The sequence below is a fragment of the Micromonospora sp. M51 genome, from assembly GCF_018070305.1.
GTDB classification, from domain to species: domain Bacteria; phylum Actinomycetota; class Actinomycetes; order Mycobacteriales; family Micromonosporaceae; genus Micromonospora; species Micromonospora parva.
This window is the reverse complement of the sequence record NZ_JAGPXZ010000468.1, coordinates 1-4,948: the sequence shown is the minus strand read 5'-3', so window position 1 is coordinate 4,948 and position 4,948 is coordinate 1. Positions and strand designations below refer to the sequence as shown.

General features: G+C 69.2%; 3 protein-coding genes. 2 read left to right on the top strand and 1 reads right to left on the bottom strand.

Features of this window, described 5'->3' with window-relative positions:
• Positions 1–371 precede the first annotated feature (371 nt).
• Positions 372–1,469: a lytic polysaccharide monooxygenase gene (locus tag KBX53_RS22225; protein ID WP_210861422.1), complete on the top strand. Its 1,098-nt coding sequence runs from the start codon at positions 372–374 to the stop codon at positions 1,467–1,469.
• An 86-nt stretch (positions 1,470–1,555) separates the two neighbouring features.
• Here the strand turns inward: KBX53_RS22225 and asnB are convergent, their stop codons facing one another.
• Positions 1,556–3,517 (bottom strand): asparagine synthase (glutamine-hydrolyzing), encoded by a 1,962-nt coding sequence (gene asnB / locus KBX53_RS22220; protein WP_036412658.1) that lies wholly within the window; start codon positions 3,515–3,517, stop codon positions 1,556–1,558.
• Positions 3,518–3,649: 132 nt separating this feature from the next.
• On the opposite strand from asnB, the gene KBX53_RS22215 reads away from it, so the two are divergent.
• The coding region (locus KBX53_RS22215) for an aminopeptidase P family protein (RefSeq protein ID WP_210861421.1) at positions 3,650–4,948 on the top strand (1,299 nt) is incomplete at its 3' end.

Here is a 4,948-nt window from a genome sequence, read left to right as displayed (position 1 = left end):
CGTCGAACACGTTCGGCACCGGCGGCCGCCTCTCCGTTCCCGCTCCCCGTAGGCAGGATATGGCGTTCAACGGCGACCGGCGGGTCTTCTCCTGCATCGAGCAATGCCTATTGCGCCCGCCCGGTACGGCATGGTGGGATGACGCGTACCGGGCGGTGCGAGGGCTGCGGCGCCGCCGGTTGCCGGGTTGGTTAGACGCGAGGGCACCGGTCCAGGACAGGACCGTCGACGGCGCACGTCCACCGGCCGATTCCGCCGGGGCACGTCGCTGTGATCGTCGCACCGCTCACGACAGCGGGGCGATCAGGCCACATCCCACCCGATTGCGGCGAGGCGGCTCAGGCAGCGCGCCTCGCGAGTCAGGAGAACCCGTGAATCGTTCCCGTACGGCCGCGTTACTCACCGCGGCCGTGACCCTCGCGCTGGGCGCTGTCGCCGTGGCGTCCGGTCCGGCCACCGCGCACGGCGCGGCGATGACGCCGGGCAGCCGCACGTACCTGTGCTGGCAGGACGGCCGCAGCCAGACCGGTGAGATCAGGCCGAACAACCCCGCGTGCGCCGCCGCGGTGGCGCAGAGCGGGGCGAACTCGCTCTACAACTGGTTCAGCGTGCTGCGCTCCGACGCGGGTGGCCGGACCACCGGCTTCATCCCGGACGGGCAACTGTGCAGCGGCGGCAACTCCGGTTTCCGCGGCTACGACCTGCCCCGCACCGACTGGCCGCTGACCCACCTGACCGCCGGGGCGCGGTTGGACTTCAAGTACAGCAACTGGGCGCACCACCCGGGCACGTTCTACTTCTACGTCACGAAGGACAGCTGGAGCCCGACCCGGGCGCTGGCCTGGAGTGACCTGGAGCAGCCGTTCCTCACGGTGACCAACCCGCCGCAGCGCGGCAGCGTCGGCAGCAACGACGGGCACTACTACTTCAGCGGCAACCTGCCGTCGGGTAAGAGTGGCCGGCACATCATCTACTCCCGTTGGGTCCGCTCGGACTCGCAGGAGAACTTCTTCGGCTGCTCCGACGTGACCTTCGACGGCGGCAGCGGCCAGGTCACCGGCGTGGGTCCGGGTGGTACGCCGACCGACCCGCCGACCGACCCCACCGATCCGCCGACCGACCCGACGGATCCGCCGACCGACCCGACCACCCCGCCGCCGTCCGGCGGTGCATGCATGGCGGCCTACAAGGTGAGCAGCTCCTGGCAGGGCGGCTTCCAGGGCGAGGTCACGATCATGAACCACGGCAGCACGCCGTTCTCCGGTTGGACCGCGAGCTGGACCTGGCCCAACGGGCAATCGATCAGTCAGATCTGGGGTGCCACCCAGACGTCGTCCGGTTCAACGGTGACAGCGACGAACGTCGCCTACAACGGCACCGTCGCACCGGAGGGCAGCACGACGTTCGGCTTCCTGGCCAGCAGCACAGGAACGAACGGACTTCCCACTGTCACGTGCGCCGGCCGCTGACCACCACCTGAAATGATCAAGAGGTTTGCGTCACCCGGAGTGCTTCCGGTGACGCAAACCTCTTGATCAACAGGGTGGGGCGTGGGTCAGCGGACCATGGAACCGACCACCGGCTTCGTGAGCAGCGCGGACTGGTTGCGCTGGATACCCGGGTCGAGCGTCTTGGCCACGAAGATCGCGTGCCAGATGCAGAAGATCAGCACCGTCCACACCTTGCGGGAGTGGTCGGCCTCCTCCCGCTTGTGCTCGTCGAGCAGCCGCAGCGCGTACGACAGGTCGAGCAGATCGCCCGCACCCGAGGTGCTGAGCACGTGCCGGGCCCACTCGTACATCTCGCCGCGCAGCCAGACCCGGGTCGGGGTCGGGAAGCCCAGCTTCTTGCGGTTGACGATGGCCGGCGGCACGACCCCCTGCAACGCCTGACGCATCGCGTACTTGGTGGCGTCCGAGCGCGGCGGCAGCTTCAGGTCCACCGGGATCTTCGCCGCGACGTCGAAGACCTCGCGGTCGAGGAACGGCACCCGCACCTCCAGCGAGTGCGACATCGAGATCCGGTCGGCCTTGACCAGAATGTCGCCGCGCAGCCAGGTGTAGAGGTCGACGTACTGCATCTTGGTGACGTCGTCCAGCTCCGTGCACTCGGCGTAGATCGGGGCGGTGACATCCGTGTAGCGCACCGAGGGGTCGTAGCGGCGCATCAGCTGCTGCTTCTCCTCCTCGGTGAACATCCGGGCGTTGCCGTAGTAACGCTCCTCGATCGGGGTGGTGCCGCGCTCCAGGAAGCTCTTGCCCTTGACCCCCTGCGGGATCGCCCTGGAGACCGCCCGCAGCCCCTTCTGCACCCCGCCGGGCAGGCCGTTGACGGTGCCCAGCGACAGCGGCTCCCGGTAGATCGTGTAGCCGCCGAAGAACTCGTCGGCGCCCTCACCGGAGAGCACCACAGTGACGTGCTCGGCGGCCTTCTTGGCCACGAAGTAGAGCGGCACCAGCGCCGGGTCGGCCACCGGGTCGTCCAGGTGCCACACGATCTTCGGCAGCGCGTCGATCATGTCCTGCGGGCCGATCTTGGTGGGGATCGTGGTGACGTCCAGGTGCCGGGCCGAGTCCTGCGCGACGTCGATCTCCGAGTAACCCGGCACGTCGTAGCCGACGGTGAAGGTGAGGATGTTCGGGTTGAACTCCCGGGCCAGCGCCACCACAGCCGTCGAGTCGATGCCGCTGGACAGGAACGAGCCGACCGGCACGTCCGAGCGCATGTGCATGCGCACGCTCTCCCGCAGCGTCTCCCGGATCTCGTGGTAGAGCTTCTGCTCGTCGTCCACCGGCGCCGGCCGGAACACCGGCCGGTACCACCGACGCACGTCGATCCGCCCGCCCGGGGTCCAGTTCAGGTACTCCCCCGAACCGATCCGGCTGATCCCCTTGTGCAGGGTGCCCGGCTCGGGGACGTACTGCAGGGTCAGGTAGTGGCTCAGGTTGGCCGTGTCGACGCCCGCGTCGCCCTGGTAGTTGCTGTGCGCGAACGGCAGCAGCGCCTTCTTCTCCGAGGCCAGGTAGAGGCCGTCGGCGGTCTCCAGGTAGTGCATCGGCTTGATGCCGAAGTAGTCGCGGGCACCGAACGCCCGGCGCTCCTGCCGGTCCCAGATGACGAAGGCGAACATGCCCCGCAGGCGGGTGAGCACCTGCTCACCCCAGAAGTGGTAGCCCGCGACGATCACCTCGCCGTCACCGGCGGTGGCGAACTGGGCACCGAAGTTCCTGATCAACTCCTCGCGCAGCTCGATGTAGTTGTAGATCTCGCCGTTGAAGGTCAGCAGGTAACGGCCGTTCGCGTAGGGCAGTGGCTCGTGGCTCGACGCGACGTCGATGATGGCCAGCCGCTTGTGGGCGAACACGCCGTCCGCGTACCGGCCGGAGGCGTCGCCGACCACCTCGACCCCGGTCTCGTCGGGGCCGCGGTGGTGCAGGCATTCCAACGCTCCGGCGATGTGGTCGCGGTGCGCCGCGGCGTTGCCGTTCGCGCTGAAGAAGGCCAGAAGTCCGCACATGGTCGTCATCTTTCCACGCGCGCTGTCGGCCCTTGCAGCCGTCCGTCGATCCACCCGACTCCCGGGGGGCGTTACCGCCAACCGGACGCGCGGTACCGTCGGGACCAGCAACGAAGCGGAGGGAGCGGCGCAATGACCGAGGGACGCACCGACGGTACGCCAACGGACGGTACGGAATCGCACGATCCGGACTTCCCGGAGGCGTTCCTGTCCTTCATGCGGCAGGGCTGGCGCGACACCGCGCTCCCCGTGACGCCCCGCCCGGAGACCCCCAACTACGCCAAGCGGCGGGCTGCCCTCTCGGCGGCCTTCCCCGGCGAGACGCTGGTGATCCCCACCGGCACCGAGAAGGTCCGGGCCAACGACACCGACTACCCGTTCCGGCCGGGCAGCGACTTCGCCTACCTGACCGGCGACCACGACGCCGACAGCGTGCTGGTGCTGCGCCCCAACGGCTCCGGGCACGACGCGATGCTGTACATGCGGCCCCGGTCCTCCCGGGAGACCGACGAGTTCTTCCGCAGCCGCAACGGCGAGCTGTGGGTGGGCCGGCGGCACACCCTCGCCGAGAAGTCGACCGAGCTGGGCCTGCCCACCGCTGACCTGACCGGCCTGGAGGCGACGCTCGCCGACCTGGCTCCGGGGCGTACCCGTGTGTTGCGCGGTTTCGACGCCCAGGTGGACGCGGCCGTCCGCCCCTATGACGGGCCGCGCGCCGACGGCCAACCGGCCCGGGACCGGGAGCTGGCGATCGCCATCTCGGAAATGAAGCTGGTCAAGGACGAGTGGGAGATCGGCCAACTCCAGGACGCGATCGACGCCACCGTCCGCGGCTTCGAGGACGTGGCCCGGATCCTGCCGGCCGACCGGGCGGTCTCCGAGCGGCTGCTGGAGGGTGTCTTCGCGCTGCGGGCCCGCCACGACGGCAACGACGTCGGGTACAGCTCGATCGTCGGTGCCGGCGAGCACGCCACCATCCTGCACTGGGTGCACAACCACGGCGCCACCCGACCGGGTGACCTGCTGCTGATGGACATGGGTGTCGAGGGCCGCAACCTCTACACCGCCGACGTGACCCGGGTGCTCCCGGTGAACGGGCGGTTCACCGCCCTGCAACGCCAGGTCTACGACATCGTGTACGCCTCGCAGCAGGCCGGCATCGAGGCCATCCGCCCCGGGGTGAAGTTCAAGGACGTCCACCTGACCTGCATGCGGGTGCTCGCCGAAGGGCTGTCCGACCTGGGCCTGCTGCCGGTGAGCGTGGACGAGGCGATGGACGAGAAGTCGACCGTCTACCGCCGGTGGACACTGCACGGCTTCGGGCACATGCTCGGCATCGACGTGCACGACTGCTCCAACGCCCGCAAGGAGACCTACCGCGACGGCGCGCTGGGCGAGGGTTACGTGCTCACCGTCGAGCCCGGTCTGTAC

Coding starts and splice junctions, on each gene's coding strand:
- asnB (WP_036412658.1), bottom strand. CDS start 3,517: ATGTGCGGACTTCTGGCCTTCTTCAGCGCGAACGGCAACGCCGCGGCG.